Origin of the sequence: Ensifer sp. (assembly GCF_031989085.1) — a bacterium.
In the GTDB taxonomy this organism is placed as follows: domain Bacteria; phylum Pseudomonadota; class Alphaproteobacteria; order Rhizobiales; family Rhizobiaceae; genus Ensifer.
Genome location: NZ_DALZXU010000002.1, coordinates 461,275 through 484,164 on the forward strand (window position 1 = coordinate 461,275; position 22,890 = coordinate 484,164).

25 protein-coding genes are annotated in these 22,890 nt (G+C 62.5%); 7 read left to right on the forward strand and 18 right to left on the reverse strand.

Annotated features, from left to right (window positions below; all coding sequences use genetic code 11):
• Window positions 1-71 precede the first annotated feature (71 nt).
• From RTP54_RS15020 to RTP54_RS15070, 11 genes are all read right to left on the reverse strand, one after another.
• Window positions 72-1,349: an L-fuconate dehydratase gene (locus tag RTP54_RS15020; RefSeq protein WP_312363819.1), complete on the reverse strand. Its 1,278-nt coding sequence runs from the start codon at window positions 1,347-1,349 to the stop codon at window positions 72-74.
• A 21-nt stretch (window positions 1,350-1,370) separates the two neighbouring features.
• A complete protein-coding gene (locus RTP54_RS15025; protein ID WP_312363821.1) occupies window positions 1,371-2,216 on the reverse strand; it encodes a fumarylacetoacetate hydrolase family protein in 846 nt (281 codons plus the stop codon).
• Between the two features lie 25 nt (window positions 2,217-2,241).
• Complete coding sequence (locus RTP54_RS15030) at window positions 2,242-2,976, reverse strand: SDR family oxidoreductase (RefSeq protein ID WP_112806821.1); 735 nt, start codon at window positions 2,974-2,976, stop codon at window positions 2,242-2,244.
• 10 nt (window positions 2,977-2,986) lie between these two features.
• A complete protein-coding gene (locus RTP54_RS15035) occupies window positions 2,987-3,433 on the reverse strand; it encodes a MaoC/PaaZ C-terminal domain-containing protein (protein WP_112832310.1) in 447 nt (148 codons plus the stop codon).
• A gap of 2 nt (window positions 3,434-3,435) precedes the next feature.
• Complete coding sequence (locus tag RTP54_RS15040) at window positions 3,436-4,515, reverse strand: Gfo/Idh/MocA family protein (protein WP_112832309.1); 1,080 nt, start codon at window positions 4,513-4,515, stop codon at window positions 3,436-3,438.
• Window positions 4,508-4,858, reverse strand: a complete 351-nt coding sequence (locus RTP54_RS15045) for an L-rhamnose mutarotase (protein WP_312363824.1) — start codon at window positions 4,856-4,858, stop codon at window positions 4,508-4,510. Before RTP54_RS15045 ends, RTP54_RS15040 begins: the two co-directional genes overlap by 8 nt.
• A gap of 11 nt (window positions 4,859-4,869) precedes the next feature.
• Window positions 4,870-5,982, reverse strand: a complete 1,113-nt coding sequence (locus tag RTP54_RS15050; RefSeq protein WP_312363825.1) for a mandelate racemase/muconate lactonizing enzyme family protein — start codon at window positions 5,980-5,982, stop codon at window positions 4,870-4,872.
• 1 nt (window position 5,983) lies between these two features.
• Window positions 5,984-7,081, reverse strand: a complete 1,098-nt coding sequence (locus tag RTP54_RS15055; RefSeq protein WP_312363826.1) for a sn-glycerol-3-phosphate ABC transporter ATP-binding protein UgpC — start codon at window positions 7,079-7,081, stop codon at window positions 5,984-5,986.
• Window positions 7,082-7,084: 3 nt separating this feature from the next.
• The gene (locus tag RTP54_RS15060) at window positions 7,085-7,951 is read right to left on the reverse strand and encodes a carbohydrate ABC transporter permease (RefSeq protein WP_112817188.1); all 867 of its coding nucleotides are present in this window, start codon (window positions 7,949-7,951) and stop codon (window positions 7,085-7,087) included.
• On the reverse strand, window positions 7,951-8,847 hold the full coding sequence (locus RTP54_RS15065; protein WP_312363829.1) for a sugar ABC transporter permease: 897 nt from the start codon (window positions 8,845-8,847) through the stop codon (window positions 7,951-7,953). The genes RTP54_RS15060 and RTP54_RS15065 overlap by 1 nt, the downstream gene beginning before the upstream one ends.
• Window positions 8,848-9,025: 178 nt before the next feature.
• Entirely contained in the window at window positions 9,026-10,345 is a 1,320-nt protein-coding gene (locus RTP54_RS15070; protein ID WP_409517134.1) for a sugar ABC transporter substrate-binding protein, read from the reverse strand.
• A 167-nt stretch (window positions 10,346-10,512) separates the two neighbouring features.
• Between RTP54_RS15070 and RTP54_RS15075 the strand changes: the two genes are divergently transcribed.
• Both RTP54_RS15075 and RTP54_RS15080 read left to right on the forward strand, forming a co-directional pair.
• Window positions 10,513-11,301, forward strand: coding sequence for an IclR family transcriptional regulator (locus RTP54_RS15075; protein ID WP_077504778.1), 789 nt, complete (start codon window positions 10,513-10,515; stop codon window positions 11,299-11,301).
• Between the two features lie 116 nt (window positions 11,302-11,417).
• Window positions 11,418-12,254, forward strand: coding sequence for an amidohydrolase (locus RTP54_RS15080; RefSeq protein WP_312363834.1), 837 nt, complete (start codon window positions 11,418-11,420; stop codon window positions 12,252-12,254).
• A gap of 63 nt (window positions 12,255-12,317) precedes the next feature.
• On the opposite strand, the gene RTP54_RS15085 is transcribed toward RTP54_RS15080, so the two are convergent.
• The 5 genes from RTP54_RS15085 to RTP54_RS15105 all read right to left on the reverse strand — a co-directional run bounded on the left by RTP54_RS15085 (window position 12,318) and on the right by RTP54_RS15105 (window position 16,565).
• Window positions 12,318-13,454 (reverse strand): ABC transporter substrate-binding protein, encoded by a 1,137-nt coding sequence (locus RTP54_RS15085; protein ID WP_312363835.1) that lies wholly within the window; start codon window positions 13,452-13,454, stop codon window positions 12,318-12,320.
• Complete coding sequence (locus tag RTP54_RS15090; protein ID WP_112832377.1) at window positions 13,451-14,611, reverse strand: CaiB/BaiF CoA transferase family protein; 1,161 nt, start codon at window positions 14,609-14,611, stop codon at window positions 13,451-13,453. The genes RTP54_RS15085 and RTP54_RS15090 overlap by 4 nt, the downstream gene beginning before the upstream one ends.
• Before the next feature lie 8 nt (window positions 14,612-14,619).
• Window positions 14,620-15,171, reverse strand: coding sequence for a MaoC family dehydratase (locus RTP54_RS15095; protein WP_312363836.1), 552 nt, complete (start codon window positions 15,169-15,171; stop codon window positions 14,620-14,622).
• A gap of 277 nt (window positions 15,172-15,448) precedes the next feature.
• On the reverse strand, window positions 15,449-15,994 hold the full coding sequence (locus RTP54_RS15100) for an MgtC/SapB family protein (RefSeq protein WP_112806797.1): 546 nt from the start codon (window positions 15,992-15,994) through the stop codon (window positions 15,449-15,451).
• 124 nt (window positions 15,995-16,118) lie between these two features.
• Window positions 16,119-16,565, reverse strand: a complete 447-nt coding sequence (locus RTP54_RS15105) for a pseudoazurin (protein WP_409517135.1) — start codon at window positions 16,563-16,565, stop codon at window positions 16,119-16,121.
• Between the two features lie 227 nt (window positions 16,566-16,792).
• On the opposite strand from RTP54_RS15105, the gene RTP54_RS15110 reads away from it, so the two are divergent.
• From RTP54_RS15110 to RTP54_RS15130, 5 genes are all read left to right on the forward strand, one after another.
• Window positions 16,793-17,374, forward strand: a complete 582-nt coding sequence (locus tag RTP54_RS15110; RefSeq protein WP_312363837.1) for a MarR family winged helix-turn-helix transcriptional regulator — start codon at window positions 16,793-16,795, stop codon at window positions 17,372-17,374.
• Window positions 17,375-17,603: 229 nt separating this feature from the next.
• The gene (locus RTP54_RS15115; protein WP_312363839.1) at window positions 17,604-18,152 is read left to right on the forward strand and encodes a peroxidase-related enzyme; all 549 of its coding nucleotides are present in this window, start codon (window positions 17,604-17,606) and stop codon (window positions 18,150-18,152) included.
• A gap of 51 nt (window positions 18,153-18,203) precedes the next feature.
• A complete protein-coding gene (locus RTP54_RS15120; RefSeq protein ID WP_312363841.1) occupies window positions 18,204-18,770 on the forward strand; it encodes a redoxin domain-containing protein in 567 nt (188 codons plus the stop codon).
• Window positions 18,767-19,477, forward strand: coding sequence for a glutamine amidotransferase (locus tag RTP54_RS15125; protein ID WP_312363843.1), 711 nt, complete (start codon window positions 18,767-18,769; stop codon window positions 19,475-19,477). The genes RTP54_RS15120 and RTP54_RS15125 overlap by 4 nt, the downstream gene beginning before the upstream one ends.
• 7 nt (window positions 19,478-19,484) lie before the next feature.
• Window positions 19,485-20,177: an MOSC domain-containing protein gene (locus tag RTP54_RS15130; RefSeq protein WP_312363844.1), complete on the forward strand. Its 693-nt coding sequence runs from the start codon at window positions 19,485-19,487 to the stop codon at window positions 20,175-20,177.
• Between the two features lie 39 nt (window positions 20,178-20,216).
• On the opposite strand, the gene RTP54_RS15135 is transcribed toward RTP54_RS15130, so the two are convergent.
• Window positions 20,217-21,650 (reverse strand): FAD/NAD(P)-binding protein, encoded by a 1,434-nt coding sequence (locus tag RTP54_RS15135; RefSeq protein WP_312363845.1) that lies wholly within the window; start codon window positions 21,648-21,650, stop codon window positions 20,217-20,219.
• A complete protein-coding gene (gene ssuD / locus RTP54_RS15140) occupies window positions 21,647-22,816 on the reverse strand; it encodes an FMNH2-dependent alkanesulfonate monooxygenase (RefSeq protein ID WP_112817176.1) in 1,170 nt (389 codons plus the stop codon). Before ssuD ends, RTP54_RS15135 begins: the two co-directional genes overlap by 4 nt.
• Window positions 22,817-22,890 lie beyond the last annotated feature (74 nt).

Below are 22,890 nucleotides of genomic sequence, written 5' to 3' on the forward strand. Positions count from 1 at the left end.
GGGTTCCGCGACGGCTTTGATCGAGCGTGTTGAATTGTATTTTTATATCTGAATATTTATACGGAAGAACGCTAGCCCCGGAACGTGTAGTCCTCGATGGATTGCGGCTTCATCTCGATCGAGAAGCCGGGACGCTCAGGCGGCATGTAGGCGGCATTGCGGATGTCGCAAGGCTCAAGGAAGTGTTCGTGCAGATGGTCGACATATTCGATCACCCGCCCCTCCTTCGTCCCCGACACGGCGATGTAGTCGATCATCGACAGGTGCTGGACATATTCGCAAAGCCCGACTCCGCCGGCATGCGGCCACACCGGAAGTTCATATTTCGCCGCTACCAGCAGCACCGCGAGCACCTCGTTCAGGCCGCCCATGCGGCAAGAATCGATCTGAACGACGTCGATCGCGCCTTCGGCGATGAATTGCTTGAACATGATGCGGTTCTGGCACATCTCACCGGTCGCGACCTTCACGGGGCCGATCGCCTGGCGGATCTTGCGGTGACCGGCGACATCGTCGGGGCTCGTCGGCTCCTCGATGAAGAACGGCTTGGCAAAGGCCAGTTGATTGACCCAGTCGATCGCCTCGCCAACTTCCCACACCTGGTTGGCATCGATCATCAGGTAGCGATCCGGGCCGATCACTTCCCGCGCGATGGTCAGGCGCCGAATATCGTCGGCCAGATCGCGGCCGACCTTCATCTTGACGTGGTTGAAGCCTTGGTCGATCGCCTCCTGCGCCAACCGGCGCAGCTTGTCGTCGTCGTAGCCGAGCCAGCCGGCAGACGTCGTATAGCAGGCGTAGCCTTCGCGCTTTAGCGTCGCGATACGCTCGGCCTTGCCGACTTCTGCCCGCTTGAGGATCGACACCGCCTCTTCGCGGGTCAGCACATCCGTCATGTAGCGATAATCGACGATGTCGGCGATCTCTTCCGGCGACATGTCTGCCACCAGCTGCCAGACCGGCTTGCCGGCTTCCTTGGCCAGAAGGTCCCAGATGGCGTTGACGATGGCGCCGGTTGCCAGATGGATGGCACCCTTCTCCGGGCCGATCCAGCGCAACTGGCTGTCGCTGGTCAGGTGCCGCCAGAATCGGCCGGGATTGGCGAGAATCTCTGCCGTCTCCTTGCCGACGACGAGATGCTGCATGGCCTTGATCGCCATGCAGCAGATGTCGTTGCCCCGCCCGATCGTGAACGTCAGGCCATGACCCGCCAATCCGGGACTGTCCGTGTCGAGAATGACATAGGCAGCCGAATAATCGGGGTCCGGATTCATGGCATCGGAACCGTCAAGGCTCTGCGATGTGGGAAAGCGCAGATCGAAGACGCGCAGATCGGTGATGCGGGTCATGTTTGCTCCAATATGTATAAATTAGTCGTCCGCGCGAACGGACTGCTTCTGCGTGCCGAGGCCCTCGATGCCGAGTTCGACAACGTCGCCGGCTTTGAGATAGCGCGGCGGCTTCATGCCCATGCCGACGCCAGGCGGTGTCCCCGTCGAGATGATGTCGCCCGGCTGCAGTGACATGAACTGCGACAGGTAGGAAACGAGATAGGCAACGCCATAGACCATCGTCTTGGACGAGCCGTTCTGCATCGTCTCGCCGTTGACCTTCAGCCACATCGGCAGGTTTTGGGGATCGGGGATTTCGTCCTTTGTCACCAGCCATGGGCCGGTCGGGCCAAACGTGTCGCAGGACTTGCCCTTGGTCCACTGTCCCTGGCGCTCGATCTGGAACGCGCGTTCCGACACGTCGTGGATCGTGCAATAGCCGGCGACATAGTCGAGCGCTTCGGCTTCGCTGACATACTTCGCCTTGCGGCCGATGACGATGCCGAGCTCGACTTCCCAGTCGGTCTTCTCCGAGCCGCGCGGAATGACGAGATCGTCATTCGGGCCGACAATGGCCGATGTCGCCTTCATGAAGATGATCGGCTCGGAAGGAACCGTTGCACCGGTTTCGGCGGCATGGTCCGAGTAGTTGAGGCCGATGCAGATGAACTTGCCGGTGCCGCTGACGCAGGGGCCAAGGCGCGGGCTGCCGGAAACGGCAGGAAGGCTGGCGAGATCGAGCTTGGCGAGTTCGGCCAATTTGGCGGGATCGAGGGTCGCGCCGGAAAAATCGGCAACATGTGCCGAGAGATCGCGCAGCGTGCCGCTTGCGTCGATGATGCCGGGCTTTTCCTGTCCCGGTGCCCCATAACGAAGAAGTTTCATGGTGTTTTATCCCTGATGTGAGTGCTCAGATGGTCCAGCCGCCATCGATGGCATAGGCCTGCCCGGAGGTATAGGTAGCGCCCGCAAGGTAGAGCGCGAGATCGGCGATCTCTTCCGGCGTGCCGATCCGGCCCATCGGCTGGCGCGCGATGAAGGCGGCCCTTGCCGTCTCGTAATCACCCTGCGCACGCATGCGATCCTGCAGTGACGGGCTCTCGACCGTGCCGGGGCAAATCGCATTGCAGCGGATGCCGTCGGCGACGTAGTCGGCGGCGACGGATTTCGTCAGTCCGATGACAGCCGCCTTGGTCACGCCGTAGGCGAAGCGGTTCGGCACGCCCTTGATGCTCGAGGCGACGGACGCCATGTTGATGATCGATCCGTCCTTGCGTGCAAGCATGCCCGGCAGCACGGCGCGGATGGTTCGGATCATCGCCTTTACGTTGAGGTCGAAGGCGAATTCGAGATCGCTGTCCTTCATATCGAGGATCGAGCCGGCGTGCACGAAACCGGCGCAATTGAAGAGCACGTCGACCTGGCCGATCTTGGCGACCAGCGCCTCGACGGCGCCAGCATCGAGTACGTCGAGACGGTGCGTTTCGACGGCCGCTTCGGCCGCAAGCGCCGCCAGCGCCTCGACGTTGATATCGGTGGCATGCACCTTGGCGCCGGCCTTGGCGAAGGCGAGTGCCGTGGCGCGGCCGATGCCTTGGGCGGCGGCAGTGATCAGGACGACCTTGCCCGAAAGACCCGTTGTCATAGTTGACCCCTCATGCTTTGCGTTCGACGACCAGAATATGGTCGGCGGCAAGGACGACCTCGCCACGCTGGTTGATAACTTCGCACCGTTCGACGACGCGTCCGGCGTTTGGCCGCTTCAGATCATCCTCTTTGGAAGAGATCGTCACGCGGGTGCGGATGGTGTCGCCGATATGGACCGGACGCACGAACCGTAGCCGATCGTAGCCATAAGAAAAGGCGACCGGATTGATCAGCGACGCCGTCAGGCCGACGCCGATCGAGAAGATCATCGTGCCGTGGGCGATACGCTGACCGCCCGGCAGGGTCTTCGCGAATTCCGCATCCATGTGATGCGGGAAGAAATCGCCGGTGTGCCCGGCATGGACGACAAAGTCCGTCTCGGTGATCGTGCGACCGGAGGTCAACCTGACATGGCCGAGTTCATAGTCTTCGAAATGGATCGTCTGTTCTGACATCGTCACCGTCCGGGAAGTGGGGCGATCGCGGTTGCGGGCCGCGCGCTCGATTGATAGGCGGCCTCGACCAGAGCCATGGTCTGCCAGGCGTCTTCGACGGAGCCGATCAACTCGACATCCTCACCGCCGACGAAACGCTGCAGGTTGGCCATGCGGTTGCCGAAGGCATCCGGGAACCAGGCGCCCTGAAGCGGCACTTCGACCCATTCGCTGCCACCGGCCGGGCGGATCCAGAGTTCGTCGGGCTCGCCGCGCGGATAATCGAGATTGACGCCGAGCTTCACATACGCGGCACCCTCGGTGCCCGAAATACGGAACTCGCAGGCCTGGAACCTGCGCCCGAAATCATGGTCATGATTGACCGAAAGCACGCAGCGCACGCTGTCGCCGTAGTCGAGAATGGCGGCCGTTCGGGTCTGCGCCACATCGTGATTGGGGTGACCGATCGTCTTGGCATGAACGCCTGAGGGATTGCCGAGCAGCCCGCGGATCAAGTCGAGATAGTGGATGGAATGCATCGCGATCTCGATGCGCGGCAGGCCTTTCAGGAACGGCCAGAGCCCCCACGGGGTGGCGAGCGCAAGCCACGCGTCGAAATCGACGACTTTGCCGAGATGTCCCTGCGCAATCGCATCGCGCAGCGCCAGCATCATCGGCGCGAAGCGCAGCTGGAAGTTGACCGCCGCCTTCAATTGCCGGTCGCGGCAGATGTCGAGAATTGCCGTTGCCGCCGCGAGATCGCCGCCCATCGGCTTCTGGATCAGCGCGCCAGCGCCGATCGGCAGCGTCGACAGGATCGCCGCGTGTGCTGCCGGGGGCGTCGCCAGATCGAAGATCGCGTCCGGAACCGAAAGCGCCTCGGCTTGGCTGGCAAAGGCCGGGATGCCCCAGGCGGAGGCCAGTGCTGCTGCCTTTTGCCTATCGGGATCGAAGATGCCGGCGACGGGAAAGCCCGCCTGGCGATAGGCCGGCAGATGCGCGTCGCCGACGATGCTGCCGGCGCCGAAAATGACGATCGGGCGCGGGTTTTCAGGCCGTGGCCAGGATTGCTGCAGAGCTGTGGGGTCGAAGTGATCAGTCACGAGGCTGCGCCCCTCCATCGTGATGGAAGACCTCTTCCATCATCGCCCACCACTCGCCGTCCTTGCGCGTTTCGAGCGGCTTCTGGCAGGGCATGCAGACCGACCACCATTCCTGATTTTTCGGGTGCGCGGCCATCTTGGCCATATCGGCTGCGAAATCCGCGCCGACATATTCCCAGTAGCCGAACAGCAGGTTTTCCGGCTCTTTCAGGAAGATCGAATAGTTCGTGACGTTGCATTCCGAGATCAGCGCCAGGATCTCCGGCCAGACGGCGGCATGCAGCGCCTTGTACTCAGTGATCTTTTCCGGCTGAAGACCGATCACCATTCCCATCCGTTGCATGGCGACCTCCCCTACTTCGCAAATTCCCGGGTGAACTCTTCGATCGACCGCGCCTTCACCGCATCCCAGTCCCAGGCGATGCCGATGCCTGCCTCCGACGGTGCGATGGCGCGGCCGTTGCGGATCTCCATGCTCTTCTCGGTCAGTTCGTCGAGTTGCGGAATGTACTCGACATATCTACCGTTCGGCACGGCGCAGACGAGGCTCACATGCAGCTCCATCAGGAAATGCGGGCAGACCGGGATGTCGAAAGCTTCAGCAGCATGCGCGACCTTCAGCCAGGGCGTGATGCCGCCGATGCGGGCGACGTCGACCTGGACGATCGAGCAGGCGCCCTTCTGCATGTATTCGCGGAAATGCCGGATCGAATACATGGATTCGCCGACGGCGATCGGCGTCGGGGTCGAACGCGTCAGGCGGATATGGCCGTCGAGATCGTCGGCCGGCAACGGCTCCTCGATCCAGGCGAGATCCAGCTCCTTCAGCCGCGCGGCACGGCGGATCGCCTCGTCAACGGAGAAGCCCTGATTGCAGTCGGTCATGATCTCGAAACCGTCGCCGAGCGCCTTGCGCATCGCCGACAGGCGATCATAGTCCTCCGAGCCGTGCGGCTTGCCGATCTTGACCTTGGACCCGGAAAAACCCTTGGCCTTGGCCTGAAGCGCATCCTCGACGAGGGCTTCCTTCTCGATATGCAGCCAGCCGCCTTCGGTGGTGTAGAGCGGGCAATTGTCCTTGGCGCCGCCGGCAAGTTTCCAGAGCGGCAGGCTCTGCTTCCTGGCGCGCAGGTCCCAAAGCGCGACGTCGACGGCAGCAAGCGCCAGCGCCGTGATCGGGCCGATAGTGGTCGCGTGGGTGGCAAATTCCATCTTGTGCCAGATGGCCTCGATGCAGTCGGCATCCTCGCCTATCAGCATCGGGACGAGGTGGTCGGACAGCAGGCGCATGACGGAGGATCCGCCGGTGCCGATCGTGTAGCTGTAGCCGGTGCCCGTCGCGCCATCGGAATCGGTAATGGTGACAATCGGCGTTTCCTGGCTGACGAAGCTCTGGATCGCGTCGGTCCGCTTCACCTTCGGCTGCAGATCGACCATACGCAGTTCAATTTTCTCGATCCTTGCCATGTCAGCCTTCCAGAGCCTTTCCTGTGTCGATGTCGAAGAGATGGGCGCGGGATAGATCGAAGCTCATGCGCACGCTTTCGCCGGAGCGTAAGGGGCGCGGGTTGAGCATGCGCGAAACCCAGTCGCGGCCATTGAATTGAATGAACACCAGCGTCTCGTTGCCGAGCGGCTCGGTGATCGTCACCGGCAGATCGATCTCGTGCACCGCCGTGGCATCGCCGGCGTGAAGCCCGTGGCCCGAAGGGTAGATATCGTCAGGGCGAAGGCCGAACGTGACCTTCTGGCCAGCGCGAAGCGCGCCTGCAAACCGCGGCGGGATCGGCAGGCGGACGCCGCTTGCAAACACCAGTTGGCCATTGTCGGCGATGGCCTCGTCCATGTTCATCGGCGGCGAGCCGATGAAGCCGGCGACGAACTTGGTCGACGGCTTCTGGAACACCTCTTCCGGCGTTCCGACCTGCTCGATATGGCCGTCACGCATGATGACGATGCGGTCGGACAGCGTCATCGCCTCGACCTGGTCATGCGTCACATAGATCATCGTCGCCTGCATGCGCGCATGCAGCTTCTTGATTTCGGTGCGCACCTGGGTGCGCAGCTTGGCGTCGAGGTTCGACAGCGGCTCGTCAAACAGGAACACGTCGGGCTGGCGCACGATCGCGCGGCCCATGGCCACGCGCTGACGCTGGCCGCCGGAAAGCTGCGACGGCCGGCGCTCGAGCAGATGGCCGAGATCGAGGATCGCCGCGGCCTCATCGACTCGCGCCTTGATATCGTCGGCGGAGCGGCCGGCGATCTTCAGCGAGAAGCCCATGTTTTCGGCAACCGTCATATGCGGATAGAGCGCATAGGACTGGAAGACCATCGAAATGTTGCGGGCACGCGGCGGCAGGTCGTTGACCGCGCGACCACCGATCTCGATGGCGCCGCCGCTGACATCTTCAAGCCCGGCGATCATGCGCAGCGTCGTCGACTTGCCGCAGCCGGACGGGCCGACCAGCGCAATGAACTCGCGGTCCTTCACCTCGAGATCGATGCCGTGAACGACTTCGAGCGCGCCATAGCGTTTGACCAGTTTCCTGAGGGTGACAGGAGCCATGATTTATCCTTTCACCGCGCCGAAGGTCAGGCCCGAAACGAGGTGCTTTTGAATGATGAAAGTGAGCGTGAGCGCCGGGACGATCATGACGACTGCGAGCGCGCACATGCCGCGCCAGTCGATCGTGAACTCGGCGGTGTAGTCGAGCAGGCCGACCGGCAGGGTCTTGGAATTGACCGAACGGGTAATCTGCGAAGCCAGCGCATATTCATTCCAGGAGGTCAGGAACGCGAAGATGCCGGCGGATGCGATGCCGGGGCCAGCCAGCGGAAACTCGACCTGCCAGAAGGCCTGCCAGGGGGTGCAGCCGTCGATCTGGGCAGCTTCCGCCAGATCCTTCGGCACCTGCCGGAAGAAGCCGTCGATGAGCCAGATGGTGAAAGGCACGTTGAGCGCGACATAGGTCAGGATCAGCGAGAAATGCGTATCGATGATGCCAGTGCGGGCATAGATCATGAAGAGAGGCAGCGACAGGGCGATGCCTGGAACGGCTCGCGTCAGCATGAAGCCGAGGAAGATCGCCGACTTCGCCTTGAAGCGATAGCGGGCAAAGGCGTAGCCGCCGGCCATGCCGATTGCGAGCGCGATCACCGTCGACGTAACCGAGATAATCAGCGAGTTGCGGAAGTAATCCCAGACGGGAACCCCGCCCTGACCGGCGCCGGCAAACATGGCGCGGTAGGCATCGAACGAAATGCTTTCCGGGATCCAGACCGGGGGCTTCGCCATGATCTCGACGGTCGGTCGCAGCGACGAGAGCACGATCCACAGGCCTGGCAGGCAGATCACGGCCATTGCCAGAAACAGCCCGATCAGATGCGCCGCCTTCAAGAGACGCCGGCGCAGGCGATGCGAAGAATTGATATCCATTACCACTCGGCTCCGATCTGCTGGCGCGCGGCGGCGAGCTTGCGGAAGAAATAGACGGTGAAGACGATCGACAGCAGGATGGCGACATAGGCCATGGCGTTTGCCATGCCCATGCGGGCATCTGCGTAGGCCGTGCGGCCGATCAGCGTCCACAGAAGTTCGGTGCGCTTTGCCGGCCCGCCATCGGTCATGATCTTGACGATGTCATAGGCGCGCGCGACGTCGAGCGAGCGGATCGTCATGGCGATGAAGGCAAACGGCATGAGATAGGGCCAGGTGACGTAGCGGAAGGTCTGCCACGGCGTGCAGCCGTCGACATGCGCCGCCTCGACCGGATCCTTCGGCATGGCCAGCAGGCCGGCGAGAATGAGGATCGCAAAGACCGCCGTCGACGACCACACCTCGGCAATGATGATGGAGATCATCGCCAGGTTGCCGTCGATCAGCCAGGGGATGGCGCGGTCCGTCAGCCCCAGCGACTGCAGCGCATTGTTCACGAAACCGATGTTGTCGTTGAACATGAACTTGAACTGGAAGCCGACGAGAACAGGCGAAAACATCATCGGGAACATCATGATGGTGCGCAGCAGCCGCTGTCCGTGCGTCGCCTTGTTGACGAGCAGCGCGAGACCAAGCCCAAGCAGCATCTCCGTGTTCAGGGCGACGGTCAGAAGAAGGACGGTGCGACCGAAGGCGACCCAGAAATCCCAGTTGCTCAACACGGTGACATAGTTGCGCAGACCGACGAAGATCCAGAGCGTTTCGGGCTTGGTCAACCGGAACGGCGTGAAGCTTGAATAAAACGAAAAGAGGAGCGGCAGCACGATGACCGCCGCCAGCACGACAAAGGCCGGCAGCAACAGAAGGACCGGCGCGGACAGTTTCTTGAGCTTCATCAGGCATTCCTGAGGGTGACGTCCCAGCGCTCGCGCCAGAAATGACACGAAAGAAACGCTGCAAGGCTATAAATTTTCGACATAATTCGTTCGGTCGAATTCGATCTGAGGACTTATGTCGTAAACGGCGAAGGCGGCGCCGACACCTTGGTATCGGCGCCGCCTTCCTTATGTGAGATCAGAGCTTGCCGGCGTCTTCCAGGATGCCGGTTGCCTTTTGGGCGGCGCTATCGAGCGCTTCCTTCGACGTCTTGTCGCCGAGGATGGCGGCCTGGAGTTCCGGATAGACGGCGTTGGAGATTTCGATCCACTCGGCCGTCTGCGGAACCGGGAAGGCATGCTTTGCCGCTTCCTGGAAAGCCTGCAACACCTCGGTCTTATAGGCGTCGCCTTCGGCAGCCTTGATGTTGTATTCCCAGACTGCGGTGCGCGTCGGCAGCGGACCCGGTGCCGATTCCAGCTTCTGGCTGTCCTCGTTGGTCAGCCACCAAACGAGCGAGGCTGCCGCTTCCTTGTTGGCGCAATCCTCGGTGACCGAGAAGCCGTGGTGACCGGACCAACCGGTACGCTTGCCTGAAGAGCCGGCCGGCTGAACCTTGACGCCGACATTGCCGGCAACCTTCGACGACTTCGGGTCGTTGAAGAAGCTTGCCCAGCCAGGCCAGTCGAGGTTGACGGCGATCGAGCCGGAGGCGAAGCCCTGGCCGAGATCGTCCCAGAGATAGTTGGTCGTGCCCGGGGGAACGGCCTTGTCCTTGTAGAGCTTGACGAACCAGTCGAGGGCCTTAATGCCAGCCTCGGAGTTGAAGGCCGGACGGCCATCCTTGTCGAGGTATTCGCCGCCTTCGGCGACCAGCATTTCATAGAAGCGGCCGTTGATGGCCTCTTCCTTACCGGCAAACTGCGTGCCGTAGAAATTCGGCGGTGCGGCGAAGAACTCGGCCTGATCACTGACCTGGGCCCAGGTATCGGGCGGCGTCAGTTCGTAGCCGTATTTTTCCTTGAAGGCGGCCTTCTTGGCGTCGTCCTGGTAGAGGCTCTTCTGATAATAGAGCGCCGAGACGTCGAACTGCGCGCGCGGCAGCATGACGAGCTTGCCGCCGAGCGTCGAGGCGTCGATGACCGCCGGCACGAACTTCGCAATCTCTTCCGGCGGCAGCAGCGCCAAGAGGTCGGTATAGATGTCGGGATACTGAGGCGCGAAGGAGGAGTGGTTGGAACCGACGCACCAGCTGATGCCACCGGTGGCGATGTCCGACTTGATCTCCTTGTCAAGTTCGAAGTGATTCTTCTTCGACAGGATGTTGACCTTGGCGCCGGTCGCCTTTTCCCATTCCCCGATGCGCTCATAGAGCTTTTCGTATTGCTGTCCGCCGATCAGCTTGGCGTCGATCGTAACACCTTCGAACTTGCCGGGCAGTTCAGCGGCACTGGCCGCTCCCACTGCGCAGGCAAGCATGATGACTCCGGCCGATACGCCGGAAAGCAGCCTGTCCATAACCTCTCCTCCACTGTAGCGCGCCCTCATCCCGGCGTGCATTTCTCATTTGTGAGAAACTAATTCATATACAAACAACAATTTTATCACCCGTCAAGGGTCAACTTTCTTTTGTCGGCGGCATTCTCTGCGTATATGGATATTCATATTCACTAAGGAGGACGCTCATGGACACTGAAGAGTCCGATCGCTACCGCGCCCCCGCGCTGGACAAGGGACTTGATATTCTCGAATTGCTGGCAAGCGTCGATGGCGGTTTGACGCAGGCGGAGATTTCCAAGCGGCTCAACCGCAGCCCGAACGAATTCTACCGGATGCTCGACCGGCTCGTGCGGCGCGGCTATGTCACGCGCATCGACGGCGATCGCTATTCGCTGACGCTGAAACTGTTCGGCCTTGCCCAACTCCACGCGCCGGTGCGGCGCCTTGCGTCCTATGCAACGCCGCTGATGCGCGACCTCGCGCAAAGATCCAAGCAAGCCAACCAGCTCGCGGTGTTCGATCGCGGCTCGGCAGTGGTCATTGCCCAGCAGGAAGCCCCGGATTACTGGGGAATCTCGATCCGTGTCGGCTCCCACATCAGCCTGTTCGACACCGGCTCCGGCCACATACTGCTCGCCTTCCGCACGCCGGAGGAGCGCGAGATGATGATCGCCGAGCATGCGCGCAGCAAAGACGAGATCTCGCTCGGCCCGGAATTCTATGCGCGCCTCGACCAGATCCGCGAGCGCGGATACGAGATGATGGCAAGCGCCCAGACCGCCGGCGTATACAACCTCTCGGCGCCCATTCTCGGTCCTGACGGCCGCGGCATCGCCGCGCTGACAATTCCCTACATCGCGCTCGTCAATGCCCCGTCGGCTCCAGATATCACCGAGACGATTTCGCTGCTGCGCAGCGCGGCGACCCAATTGTCGGTGCTTGCGGGCTCGGATGTGGCGCAATCCACGGAATGAACGCTTGCCGGCTAAATGCCGCCAACAGTATCCCGGGATCGCGATTCGATGAGCATTTCTTATTTGAATGATCTCTTCTCGTGTGAGAGTGTGAGGCGTACGGAGGAGGCCGCATCGTGATCGTCGATACCCATCTGCATCTCATCAACAAGTCCGCCCTGACCTATCCCTGGCTGGCGAGCGTTCCGGCATTGGATCGGGATTTCCTTTATGCGACCTACGAGGCTGATGCCCGGCGTGTCGGTATCGAGGCCGCGCTGCACATGGAAGTCGATGTCGATCCCGGCGAGATGGAGCGGGAGACGTCGGAAGTTCGGCAGCTGTCGCAAAAGCCCGGCAGCCTGCTCAAGGGCGCGATCGCTGCCTGTCGGCCGGAAGAGGATGGCTTTGCCGCCTATCTCGAGCGACAGCAGGCGGATCCGCTGGTCAAGGGCTTTCGCCGCGTCCTGCACGTCATGCCGGACGAATTGTCGGAAGGCGCTATCTTCCGCGAGAACATCAGGCGGCTTGGCGGCAGCCGGTTCACGTTCGATCTCTGCGTTCTGCCGCACCAGATCGCGAAGGCGATCGCGCTTGCCGATCTTGTGCCAGACCTGCAGTTCGTGCTCGACCATTGCGGCGTTCCGGATATTCGCAATGGCGCCGAGCATCCGTGGCGCGACCATATGAGCGAGATAGCCAGGCGCCCGAATGTGATCGCCAAGATATCCGGCGTCGTGGCCTATGCCGATCAAAGCTGGTCGGTGGAAACGCTGAGACCCTATGTCGAGCATACGATCGCGGCATTTGGCTGGAACCGGATCGTCTGGGGCAGCGACTGGCCCGTATGCACGCTCGGTGGAGACCTTGCGACCTGGGTCGCCGCCACCCACGCGTTGCTCAACGGCTGCAGCCTCGACGAGCGGACAAAGCTGCTTTCGGCGAACGCCCGTCGAATCTGGAATCTCGCGTAAACGCGAAGCGAACCACTTGGTTGTCGGACACACCGGAGATCTGCCGATCTCCGGTGTTTCTGTTTACGCTTGGGCGAAGCTTTCAACAAAAAGCCGGTTGAGGTCGTCGACAACGACCCTCGCCGTCTCCTTGCGCTGCAGTCCCGCATTGATGCGATCAGAGGCCGTCTGCTGGAACGCCATGTAGCCATCATGCCGCGGACGCACCCAGGCTCTTTCGAGCGTTGCGCGGGTCGCACGGTAAAAGTCTGCGGTCGCCGCGTTCACGGCGTCGTCGTCCCATGCTTGCCCGTGTCCCGGCTGGCCGCCGCCCAGGGCATAGGTCTGGCGCTGGATGTCGCCACTTGCGATCCAGTAGGCAAAGTCTGTTGCGGCCGCGACATTCTCGGAGAAAGCGGAAACGGCGATGCCGGTACCGCCGAGCGCGGAGCCAACCGGGCCATTCCGGCCCGCGACCGGGATATCGCCAAACTGCACAAGCGACGGTCGGAAACCGGCGACCGAGTAGCTGACGTAACCGTAGATCAACGGCGCACACACCGCCGTTGCCGCCGGAGCCGACATCGCTTCGAGCACCGCGATCGGATCCATCTCGAAGCAGGCGGGATCGATGAGGGCGACGAGTTCGCGAAGCATGTCGAAGGCGGCGACGCCCCCGTCGGGATCGACGAGATCAGCCCGACCATCCGCCGCGCATGGGTGACCGAGATTGCCGCAGAGCGTGTAGAAACACATCAGCGAATGTGGCGGCCGCATCGGCAGCAGGACTTTTCCCTGGCGAGCGAGATCGAGCATATCGGACCAGCTCGAAACGCGATCGCCAAGATCCGGCCGCCATGCCTGGACCTGCGTGGCCGCATCGATCGGGAAGGCCCACTGCCGCCCGTTCCAGGCGTAACTCGGATAGGATTGCCCGACGGAGGCGGCTGCCAGTGCGGAACGCTCGCCCTCCCTCCCGGTCACGTCGAGCGGCGCGAGGCACCCTTCGCTGGTGATCTGCCCGACATGGGGGTGATCGATGACGATCAGGTCGTAGGCCCTGGCGAGTTCCTCGACCGGATAGGTCTCGAAATCCTGCAGCGAGCGCTTCTCCCAGTGAATGGCGACGCCGGTCTTTTCCAACCATAGCTTCGAACATTCGACCATCGGATCATAGCCGCGTGGGTGGCTCCAGGTCATGCCTTTCAGGGTCATGCTCATAGGCCGAACTCCTTGCGGATTGCCGCGCTGTGTTCGCCGATCCGCGGTGCGGCGCGATCGACCTGGGCACGTTTTCCGTTGACCCGGAGTGGCGAACGCGTGGTCAGGATCGACACGTCATCTTCCCGGTTGACTGTCTGCAGCATGTCCAGGGTGCGGAAGCCGTCGCTCTCCAGCAGTTCATTCCAGTTGAGCACGCGCGCACACCAGATGTCGGCAGGCTCGAGCACGGCCAGCCAGTGATCCACGGTGTTTTGGCTGACGCGCTCGGCAATCAGCGCCTTGATATCGTCGCGCGCGGAAAACCACGATGAAGGGTCGTCGCAATAGGGCGCGAGCTCAGGCATCTCCAACAGATCGGCAAGCTTGGAAATCGGCGTCATGGCGATGGCGAGATAGCCGTCCTTGGCCGGATAGACGCCGTAGGGTGCCGAGAGATAGGCATGCGCGCTGCGAAAGTCCGAACGCTTCGGCAGTCGACGGCCGTCATTGAGGTGGGTGGTCAGCACCTCGAACTGGAAATCGACCAGCACTTCGAGCAGGCTGGTTTCAATGAGACTGCCCTTGCCGGAAATGCCGCGGCGGACAAGCGCTGCGAGAATGCCTTGGGCGGCGGCAGCGCCCGCCAGCATATCGCCAATGGCAAGGCCAAAGGGCACCGGGCCTTGTGCCTCGTCACCGTTCAGCCACATCACGCCGGAGCGGGCCTGCGCCAGCAGGTCCTGGCCGGGGCGCTTGACCCAAGGGCCTTCCTCTCCATAGCCGCTGATCGAGGCATAGACGATGCGCGGGTTGATCGCCCGCACGGCTTCGTAGTCGAGGCCGAGCCGCTGGATGACACCGGGACGGAAATTCTGGATCAGGACGTCGGCCTTGGCGAGCAGCGCCTTAAGCGCGGCGACATCAGCCTCGTTCTTAAGATCGATTGCCAGGCTCTCCTTGGCGCGATTGATCGCGTGGAAGATGGTGGAATCGCCGCCGATCTCAGTGTCGCTCAAATAGAGCCGACGCGAGAGGTCGCCGCCATCGGGGCGCTCGATCTTGATGACGCGGGCACCGAGATCCATCAGCCTCAGCGAGCAATAGGGGCCGGAGAGAAACTGGCTCATGTCGACGACGACAAGACCGGCAAGTGGCAGTTCGTTTTCCTCGTGCATCGGCATTCTTATTTCTCTGTCTTGCTGACGAAGTCGGCCGGATTGTTGTATTTCACCGTCTGCAGGTGCTCGCAGTAGAGCACCAGTTCGCCTTCGTTCTTGAAGACCTGATAGCTGGCCCGGATCAGCCCGAGTTCCTTGTAGCGCGGTGTTTTGTCCATGTTGGTGCGGATGGTGTAGATCGTGTCGCCGAGAAAGACCGGCTTGATGAAGCGCAGCTTGTCGTAGCCATAGGAGAAGGCGTTGACGCAGTTCGTCGCCACGAGCCCGAGGCCGGCGGAGAAGACGAAGGCGCCCGCAACCAGCCGGCGGCCAAATATGCCTTCGCGCTCGGCGAACATCTGATCCTGCACATAAGGATGGATATCGACGACCAGCGTGTTGAACAGATGGCTGTCGCTCTCCGAGATCGTCCGACGCAGAGAGCGGATGCGCTGGCCGACCGGCCAATCCTCGTAGAACCAGTTTTCCGCGTTCCAGACAGGGAGCGCTGCATGATCCTCCGGCATGTCGGACGGACGCGTCGTCGAAACCCCGACCGTTGGCGAGAATTCATTCATGGGAAGATCCTGCGCCGATTCGCGTGAGCTCGAACGACGGGCATTCGCCAAACCGGTGCACAAAGCGAATTTTTTCAGGGGTTTCGGGCATCTCTTCCTCCACATGTGTTCTTATCTGAAGATAATGTTCACATATGCAGGCCGTTTGCAAGCAGCAAACGAACAGCCGCCAGAGCCGGCATCGGCAAGACCCGGCGGGCGTCGGAGAGAGGTGCGGAAAGGAAGCGCTACGGCTCAATAGCCAAGCGGCGGGCATATACGGTGGAACAGAAACGGACTAGCGCGAGCCCTTGCCGGTGTCGGCAGCTTCCTGCTGGCCGATAGCCTTCGGGTCGACATCCGCGGTTGCTTCGGTCCGGGTCGCGGCGGACAGCCAGCCGACGACGGTGAGGACGAAGAATGCCGAGCCTGCGGCAAACACCGCGATGATCCAGTGGCCGAAGCCGAGCGCCAGGCCAATGGCGCCGGCCAGCCAGAGGCTGCTGCCAGTCGTCAGGCCCTGGACGCGGCCGCGCGACAGAATGATGGTGCCGGCCGCAAGAAAGGCGACGCCAGCGGTCACCGCTTCGACGACACGCAACGGGTCAATCTGAACCCGCTGGTCGAAGAAGCCCTTCATATAGACGCTCTCAAGCGAGATTATCGAAAAGGTGCAGGCCGCCAGAGACACGAGCATGTGGGTCTTCAAGCCCGCCGGGCGGGATTTGGCCTCGCGCTCGAAGCCGATAAGGGCGCCAAACATCAGGGCCGCGCACATCCGCGCGAAAATGACCTGATAGGGAATGTGCGACGAGGGAAACATGTCTGCGGCGATCTGATCCATGCGCAACCAACGCGAAGGCTGCGCATTGGTTCCACATGGCCCCCAAGGGAGAGCGCCGCCACCTGCCCGGCACGGCGCCCTTGAGCGGCGATCCCCGTCCGCTCGTCTTTAGTGTCGTCCGAACTTAGTTGCCGAGCGCTGCGAAGGCAGCATCGAGCCGCTCCTGCGCCTTCTTCGGGTTCTTGGCGCCCTTGGCCGCTTCCAGGTTAGCCGGGGCGTCGCCGACCTGGATGACTCCGACCATCCCCATGCCGTAGTGCGGCGTGCATTTGACGCCATAGACGCCCGCTGCGGTGAAGGTCACCTTGTAGTTCTCGTTGATCTTGCTTTTGAACGCTTCCGCGCCTTCGGGGATCATGCCTTTGATGGTCTCGACATTATGCCCCTTGTCGGTCGGGATGAACGTCACGGTGTCACCGGGCGCAACCTTCAGCGAGGCCGGTTCAAAGACCATGGCGCCGTCCTTGCCCTTGTTGAGCATGTGCACTTCAAAGTCCGCGGCGGCGGCCGGTGCAGCGGCCAGCATCGCCACCATTACAAGACCCAATCCGCTCTTGATTGCATTCAACATCGTCTTCTCCGTTTGACCGAGCAGCCCGTGCTTGGGGTGTTCGCCGCAGTCATAGGCCCCAGGCCGCGGTTGCGATTTGATGCGCGTCAAGTGGATGCCGGATTCAAGCTGCGGCGAATTGACATTAAATAGGAGTCCTATATATATCGGATATGACCGACGGCACGAACCCATCGCCTGGCATTATCGACCGAATTGGAGACGGCTTCGCGCGCGTGGCGACCGCCATGCGCAGCGAGGCATGGACGGCAGCCGACGTGATCGGCTTGAACCCGACCCAGTTGCAGATCCTGATCTTTCTGGTCGGCAGGGGCAAGGCCGGCATGCGCGTCAAGCAGATTGCCGCCTATCTCGGTGTCAGCCAGCCGACGGCGACGGATTCGATCAATGCCCTGACGCGCAAGGGCTTTGTCAAAAAGCTTGCCGATCCGTCGGACGCGCGCGCGGTCGCCGTCGCCGCGACCACCGAAGGCGAGGATGCGGTGCGCAGTGCCGGCATGATCGCCTCGGCAACAGATGACGCCTTCGCCGCGCTGTCGTCGCTCGAGCAGGAAGATCTGCTTTTACATCTCGTCAAGATCATCCGTGCGCTGCAGGCGTCCGGCGCCATCCCGCAACAGCGCATGTGCGTCAACTGTCGGTATTTCCAGCCGAACGCCTATCCGAACGCGAAAGCACCGCACCACTGCGCCTTCATCGACGCAGCGATCGGCCAGGGTGATTTGCGCATCGACTGCGGCGAGTATGAAGGAGCGGACCCGTCACGCCAGGCTGCGGCCTGGACGATCTTCAATCGCGGCGCGGCATGAGGCCGGGGCCGGATACCATGAAGGACACGCAAAACCCGTCGTCTCTTTCGACCCATGCACGCGGCGCTGCCACGCCGACGCCGGCAAAAGGCGGAATGACGAACCTCTTCAGCTTCGGGACCGAAGGACACCATTACACCCGGCGGCCCCGATGATGTCGGCGCCGGTCCGTCGACTGCCATCGGCGGACCGGCATTTTCTCCCTCCACGCGAATAGAAAGAGAAAACCATGAGCAGGATTAATCTAGTTGACCCCAAGTCGGCAACCGGCACCAGCGCCGAGCTGCTGGGTGGCATCCACGCCGCCTTCGGCGCGACGCCGAACATGTTCAAGGCGGTGGCCAATTCTCCGGCAGCGCTTGCCAGCATGTGGGGCTCGTTCGGCGCACTCGGCACGGGCCGGCTTGGCGCCAAGCTCGGCGAACAGATCGCCGTTGCCGTCGCCGACCGCAATGATTGCCACTACTGCCTTGCCGCCCACACGGCGCTCGGCCGCAAGGCCGGCGCGAGCGCGCAGGAAATGGCCGAAGCCCAACGCGGCCAATCCGACGATCCGAGGACCGCAGCAGCGCTCTCGTTCGCGCGCAAGCTCGTCGATGCACGCGGCCAGATCGCGGACGCCGACATCACGGCGTTGCGCGTCGTCGGATACGACGATCAGGACATCGTCGAGGTCATCGCGCATGTCGCGCTCAACCTCTTCACCAACTACATCAACGTCGCGCTTGCCGTGCCGGTCGATTTCCCCGGCGTCAAGCTCGTGCGCGAAGCAGCCTGAGAACCCGCCGGGCAGGCTCTGCCTGCCCGGCCCTCCAAAAGGAACGGCCTCATGATTGCAGATACCCAAGTTCCGGACCTCGACGTCAGTCACTGGTTCAACACATCAGTCCCGCTCGACCTTCCAAAGCTGCGAGGACGCGTCGTCTTCATCCACGCATTCCAGATGCTTTGCCCGGCCTGCGTTTCGCACGGGCTGCCGCAGACGCAGCGCGTGCAGCGCCTGTTCCGCGACACCGACCTTCAGGTGATCGGCCTGCATACGGTCTTCGAGCACCATGCGGCGATGGGGCCAGACGCGCTCAAGGCCTTCATCCACGAATACAGGCTGACCTTCCCGATCGGTGTCGACACGGCATCGCAGGATAGCCCGATCCCCAGCACGATGCAGCGCTACGGCATGCGCGGCACCCCGACGACCATCATCATCGGCCGCGACGGGACCTTGCGTCACCATCGCTTCGGCATCGAAGACGATCTGCTTGTCGGTGCCTGGCTGGCGGATGCCCTTGCCGAGCCCCTACCGGAAACGACAGCGCCGAATCTCGAAGGCTGCACCAGCGACGGCTGCGCGATACCCGTTACAACCGCACATTCGATGGAGACTGGAACACCATGACGCTTAAATCCGCCCTGGTGATCAGGCACGTTCACTTCGAGGATCTCGGCACTTTCGCGGCCCCGCTTCGGCGCGCCGGTTACCAGATCGAGTACCGCGACGTCGGCGCGGAAGGCTTTCTGGACTTCGCGCCTGAGGTCCCCGATCTGCTCGTGGTGCTCGGCGGGCCGCTTGGGGTTTATGAAGAGCTGGCATATCCCTTCCTCGTGCGGGAGATCGATGTGCTGGAGACACGCCTTGCGAGCAGTCGTCCCACGATCGGCATCTGCCTTGGAGCGCAACTGATCGCGCGCGCAAGCGGAGCAAGGGTCTTTCCATCAGGCTTCAAGGAAATCGGATTCGATCCGGTCAGCCTCAGCGACGCCGGTCGCGCGTCTGCCCTTCGTCATCTGGACGGTGTGCCGATGCTGCACTGGCACGGCGATACCTTCGATCTCCCCGCAGGCGCCACGTTGCTGGCATCGACCTCCAGGACCGTCCAGCAGGCGTTTTCAATCGGCAGCACTGTTCTTGGGCTACAGTTTCACCCCGAGGCCGATGCGGGTCCTGCGTTCGAGCGCTGGCTTGTCGGTCATGCCTGCGAACTGACTGCAGCGAAAATCGACATCGCCAAGCTGCGACGCGATGCGGCCGACGTTTGCCCGGCGCTGGCAATCGCCGCCGACGCCATGGTAACGGAATGGCTGGAGCAAGTGCATGCCGGCTGAGGAGACAATGCCCATTCCCCTTGATGCGCTGCTCGTCGGTGAACTCCAGGCTATCGATGAACGCGGGACCTTGAGTGGTATCGACAAGAAGCCCGCTCCGGGTGCCCTCCACCTGTCGGCGACCGGCTTCGTCGGCGATCGTCAGGGCGATCTCAAGCGGCACGGCGGCATCGAGAAGGCCGTGCACCATTACCCCTATGACCACTATGGGCCCTGGAGATCGGAGATCGGGCCGGTGGCGTTGCTCGATCGACCGGGGGCGTTCGGCGAAAACCTGTCGACCTCGGGGCTGACGGAAGAAGATGTCGCCATTGGCGATCGCTTCCGCCTCGGTGGCGCGCTCCTCGAGGTCAGCCAGGGACGACAGCCTTGCTGGAAGCTTAACAGGCGTTTCGAGCGGACAGACATGGCCCGCCGCGTCCAGCAATCCGGACGGACCGGATGGTACTATCGCGTGATCGAGGAAGGACGCGTTTGCGCCGACGACGTCCTCGCCCTTGTCGACCGCCGGTGCCCTAAATGGACCGTCCGCCGGCTCTGGCACTATCTGTACATCGACACGATGAACCGGGACGCCCTTCAAGAGATCGCGAATCTCGAGATCCTGCCGGCGGGCTGGCGCGACTATGCCAGCAAGCGGCTTGCTACCCGGACGGTCGAGGATTGGACACGGCGCCTCGAGGGCGTGCCGGAAGGTTGAGATCGTTCTCGCAGAGACGTCGACACGCGCCCGAACGCGTCAGGCGCTTTTCGCCGACGCTCGAAACCGCGACAGACGGGCGAGCCTCTGCGCGACCTCTTCGGCGACGAAGATCGCATGGTCGTTGACCTGCGGTAGCCCCATCAACTCACCGAACGTTCCGCGCGCCAGCGGCCCGGCGATGAAGAGCGTGTCGTCGCCCTCGCCCCGCCGGTCCATCGCCCGACTGCGGTCATCGCAGGCAAGGCCGAGCCCGACAGCATCCGCATGCAGGTGGCCCGAAATCGCGAGATCCGCAAGCCATGGCTGGCTGGCGAGAATACCCTTGTGCGCCGGCCCGGTGGTGACGATGCAGGCATCGAACGCCAAATCCTGGCGCGTGCCCGTATGTCGCTGCCGGACCTGCGCGGTGATGGTCGGGCCGACTTGAGCGATCGCCATCAGGGATCCGCCGAGAACACGGATGTCGCCGCGCTCCAGCCCTTGCGTGATGACCGCATCGATCTGCGGCGCGACGCGGAAGCGATGTGCATCCCAATAGGGCCTGAGGTGGCGAACGAGGCGCCGGCGCTCCGCGATGGGCAAGGCCCGCCAGATGCACCCGCCTTGCGTGCGCAACGCGTCGAAAACCGCATGCCAGCTAAGGCCGCCCTCACCTGCCTCCCCGATCGCCAGACGCACCCGTTTCAGCAGCGACAGCGCCGTGCGCGATGGATCGGAGGTGAAATCGCCCGATGGTTCCTGCGCCGCCGTCGCGTGGCCTCGCGACCGAAGCCCCCGCCGGGACAGGGCCGTGATCGCCCCTGCGTGACCGCGGCGACGCAGCGAGGCAATGACATCTGCGGCCGTCAGTCCGTTGCCGATCACGAGGACACGATCGTTGTCGCCGATCACCGACAGGGCGCCCGGCACAGTCGAATCAGCAATGAACCGCGGATGGCCGGCGAGTGCCCTGGCGACGCTCCCCGGTGCACACGGCGCCGGATGGGTCGTGGCGACAACGGCAATGTCCGCGATCACCTCCGTCCCTCCATCTGTTCTGATCCGCCATTGGCTGCCGGTCCTTTCGACCGTGACGACGCGCTCTCGACAGTGGTGAACATGGCGGCTTTCCAGATAAGGCGCGATGAAATCGCCGACGTAGCGGCCGAACACCGACCGCCGGGGGTAGAGATGGCCATCGGCGGCCAGCGCATCGGGGTCGTCTGCCGGTTCGCCTTTTCGCGAAAGCCAATGGACGAAATCATCCGGCGCCTCTGGGATCAGGCTCATGCGCGCCGCCGGAACATTGACGCGATAGGCCGGGTCCGCGGTGTCGTATGCAAGGCCGGCGCCCAGATGCCCCCGCGGTTCGAAGACGAAGATCGAAACCGCCTGCCCGACCATGTTTCTGGCGAGATTGGCGGCAACCATGGCACCGGTAAATCCCCCGCCGATGATGGCTACAATCGGTCGGTGGGATCGATTTGTCACGATTGTGAAACCTTGAGCTTCGGCCGGTGGTCGCCGGCAATGGTCTCGCCGAACGGGCCGGTGTTGATCGACGTTTCACGCGTGGGCACTGCATGGCTGAGTGGCAGGTTCGGCAGCACCAGTTCGCCGAAGCGGTAGGCCTCTTCCAGATGCGGGTAGCCGGACATGATGAAGGTATCGATGCCGATCTCGCGGTATTCCTCCATGCGCGCTTTCACTTGATCCGGATCGCCGACCAGGGCCGTCCCCGCGCCGCCTCGAACGAGGCCGACGCCGGCCCAGAGGTTCGGTGCCACCTCGAGCTTGTCGCGCCGGCCGCCATGCAACCGGCTCATGCGGCTTTGACCGACCGAATCCATCCGCTCGAACACCTTCTGCGCCGCAGCAATCGTCTCATCGTCGACATATTGTATCAGCTCATCGGCGGCCCGCCACGCTTCCTTTGCCGTCTCGCGCACGATCACGTGCAGGCGGATACCGAAAGTGACATCGCGCCCCTCCGCGTCGGCCAGCGCTCGCACTTCGGCAATCTTCCTGGCGACGTCCTCCGGCGGTTCGCCCCAGGTCAGATACTTGTCGATCGTTCTGGCCGCCACTTCCTGGCCCTTGCCCGAAGAACCGCCGAAATAGAGCGGCGGATGCGGTTGCTGCACCGACTGGAACAGCAGCTTGCCGCCTTCGATATCGAAATGCTTTCCCTTGAAGGTGACGTCTTCGCCGCGAAGGACGGATTTGTAGACATTGAGGAACTCCTCGGTGACCTCGTAGCGTTCCTCGTGCGAAAGATGGATGCCGTCGCCCTTGTTCTCGGTCGGATCGCCGCCGGTGACGACGTTGATCAGCAGCCTGCCGTCCGAAAGCCGGTCGAGCGTCGCCGTCATCCGGGCGGCCAGCGTCGGCGACAGCAAGCCTGGGCGCACCGCGATCAGGAAGCGCAGCTTCTCGGTCAAGGGAGCGAGCGCCGACGCCACCACCCAGCTGTCCTCGCAACTGCGTCCGGTCGGGATCAGGACGCCGTAATAACCCAGCGAATCCGCCGCCTGGGCAACCTGCCGGAGATAATTCAGATCGACATTGCGCCCACCACGCGCCGTGCCGAGATAGCGGCTGTCGCCGTGGGTGGGCAGGAACCAGAGAACGTTGATTTTGTCAGGCGTGTTGCCCATTGCGAATTCTCCCAAGAATACCATCGATGGCGTGCGGCAAGCGCCGCCGACAATGCAAAAAAGATAAACTCTAT

Coding starts and splice junctions, on each gene's coding strand:
- RTP54_RS15020 (WP_312363819.1), bottom strand. CDS start 1,349: ATGACCCGCATCACCGATCTGCGCGTCTTCGATCTGCGCTTTCCCACA.
- RTP54_RS15025 (WP_312363821.1), bottom strand. CDS start 2,216: ATGAAACTTCTTCGTTATGGGGCACCGGGACAGGAAAAGCCCGGCATC.
- RTP54_RS15030 (WP_112806821.1), bottom strand. CDS start 2,976: ATGACAACGGGTCTTTCGGGCAAGGTCGTCCTGATCACTGCCGCCGCC.
- RTP54_RS15035 (WP_112832310.1), bottom strand. CDS start 3,433: ATGTCAGAACAGACGATCCATTTCGAAGACTATGAACTCGGCCATGTC.
- RTP54_RS15045 (WP_312363824.1), bottom strand. CDS start 4,858: ATGCAACGGATGGGAATGGTGATCGGTCTTCAGCCGGAAAAGATCACT.
- RTP54_RS15050 (WP_312363825.1), bottom strand. CDS start 5,982: ATGGCAAGGATCGAGAAAATTGAACTGCGTATGGTCGATCTGCAGCCG.
- RTP54_RS15055 (WP_312363826.1), bottom strand. CDS start 7,081: ATGGCTCCTGTCACCCTCAGGAAACTGGTCAAACGCTATGGCGCGCTC.
- RTP54_RS15060 (WP_112817188.1), bottom strand. CDS start 7,951: ATGGATATCAATTCTTCGCATCGCCTGCGCCGGCGTCTCTTGAAGGCG.
- RTP54_RS15065 (WP_312363829.1), bottom strand. CDS start 8,847: ATGAAGCTCAAGAAACTGTCCGCGCCGGTCCTTCTGTTGCTGCCGGCC.
- RTP54_RS15070 (WP_409517134.1), bottom strand. CDS start 10,345: ATGGACAGGCTGCTTTCCGGCGTATCGGCCGGAGTCATCATGCTTGCC.
- RTP54_RS15075 (WP_077504778.1), top strand. CDS start 10,513: ATGGACACTGAAGAGTCCGATCGCTACCGCGCCCCCGCGCTGGACAAG.
- RTP54_RS15085 (WP_312363835.1), bottom strand. CDS start 13,454: ATGAGCATGACCCTGAAAGGCATGACCTGGAGCCACCCACGCGGCTAT.
- RTP54_RS15090 (WP_112832377.1), bottom strand. CDS start 14,611: ATGCACGAGGAAAACGAACTGCCACTTGCCGGTCTTGTCGTCGTCGAC.
- RTP54_RS15095 (WP_312363836.1), bottom strand. CDS start 15,171: ATGAATGAATTCTCGCCAACGGTCGGGGTTTCGACGACGCGTCCGTCC.
- RTP54_RS15100 (WP_112806797.1), bottom strand. CDS start 15,994: ATGGATCAGATCGCCGCAGACATGTTTCCCTCGTCGCACATTCCCTAT.
- RTP54_RS15105 (WP_409517135.1), bottom strand. CDS start 16,565: ATGTTGAATGCAATCAAGAGCGGATTGGGTCTTGTAATGGTGGCGATG.
- RTP54_RS15110 (WP_312363837.1), top strand. CDS start 16,793: ATGCGCAGCGAGGCATGGACGGCAGCCGACGTGATCGGCTTGAACCCG.
- RTP54_RS15115 (WP_312363839.1), top strand. CDS start 17,604: ATGAGCAGGATTAATCTAGTTGACCCCAAGTCGGCAACCGGCACCAGC.
- RTP54_RS15120 (WP_312363841.1), top strand. CDS start 18,204: ATGATTGCAGATACCCAAGTTCCGGACCTCGACGTCAGTCACTGGTTC.
- RTP54_RS15125 (WP_312363843.1), top strand. CDS start 18,767: ATGACGCTTAAATCCGCCCTGGTGATCAGGCACGTTCACTTCGAGGAT.
- RTP54_RS15130 (WP_312363844.1), top strand. CDS start 19,485: ATGCCCATTCCCCTTGATGCGCTGCTCGTCGGTGAACTCCAGGCTATC.
- ssuD (WP_112817176.1), bottom strand. CDS start 22,816: ATGGGCAACACGCCTGACAAAATCAACGTTCTCTGGTTCCTGCCCACC.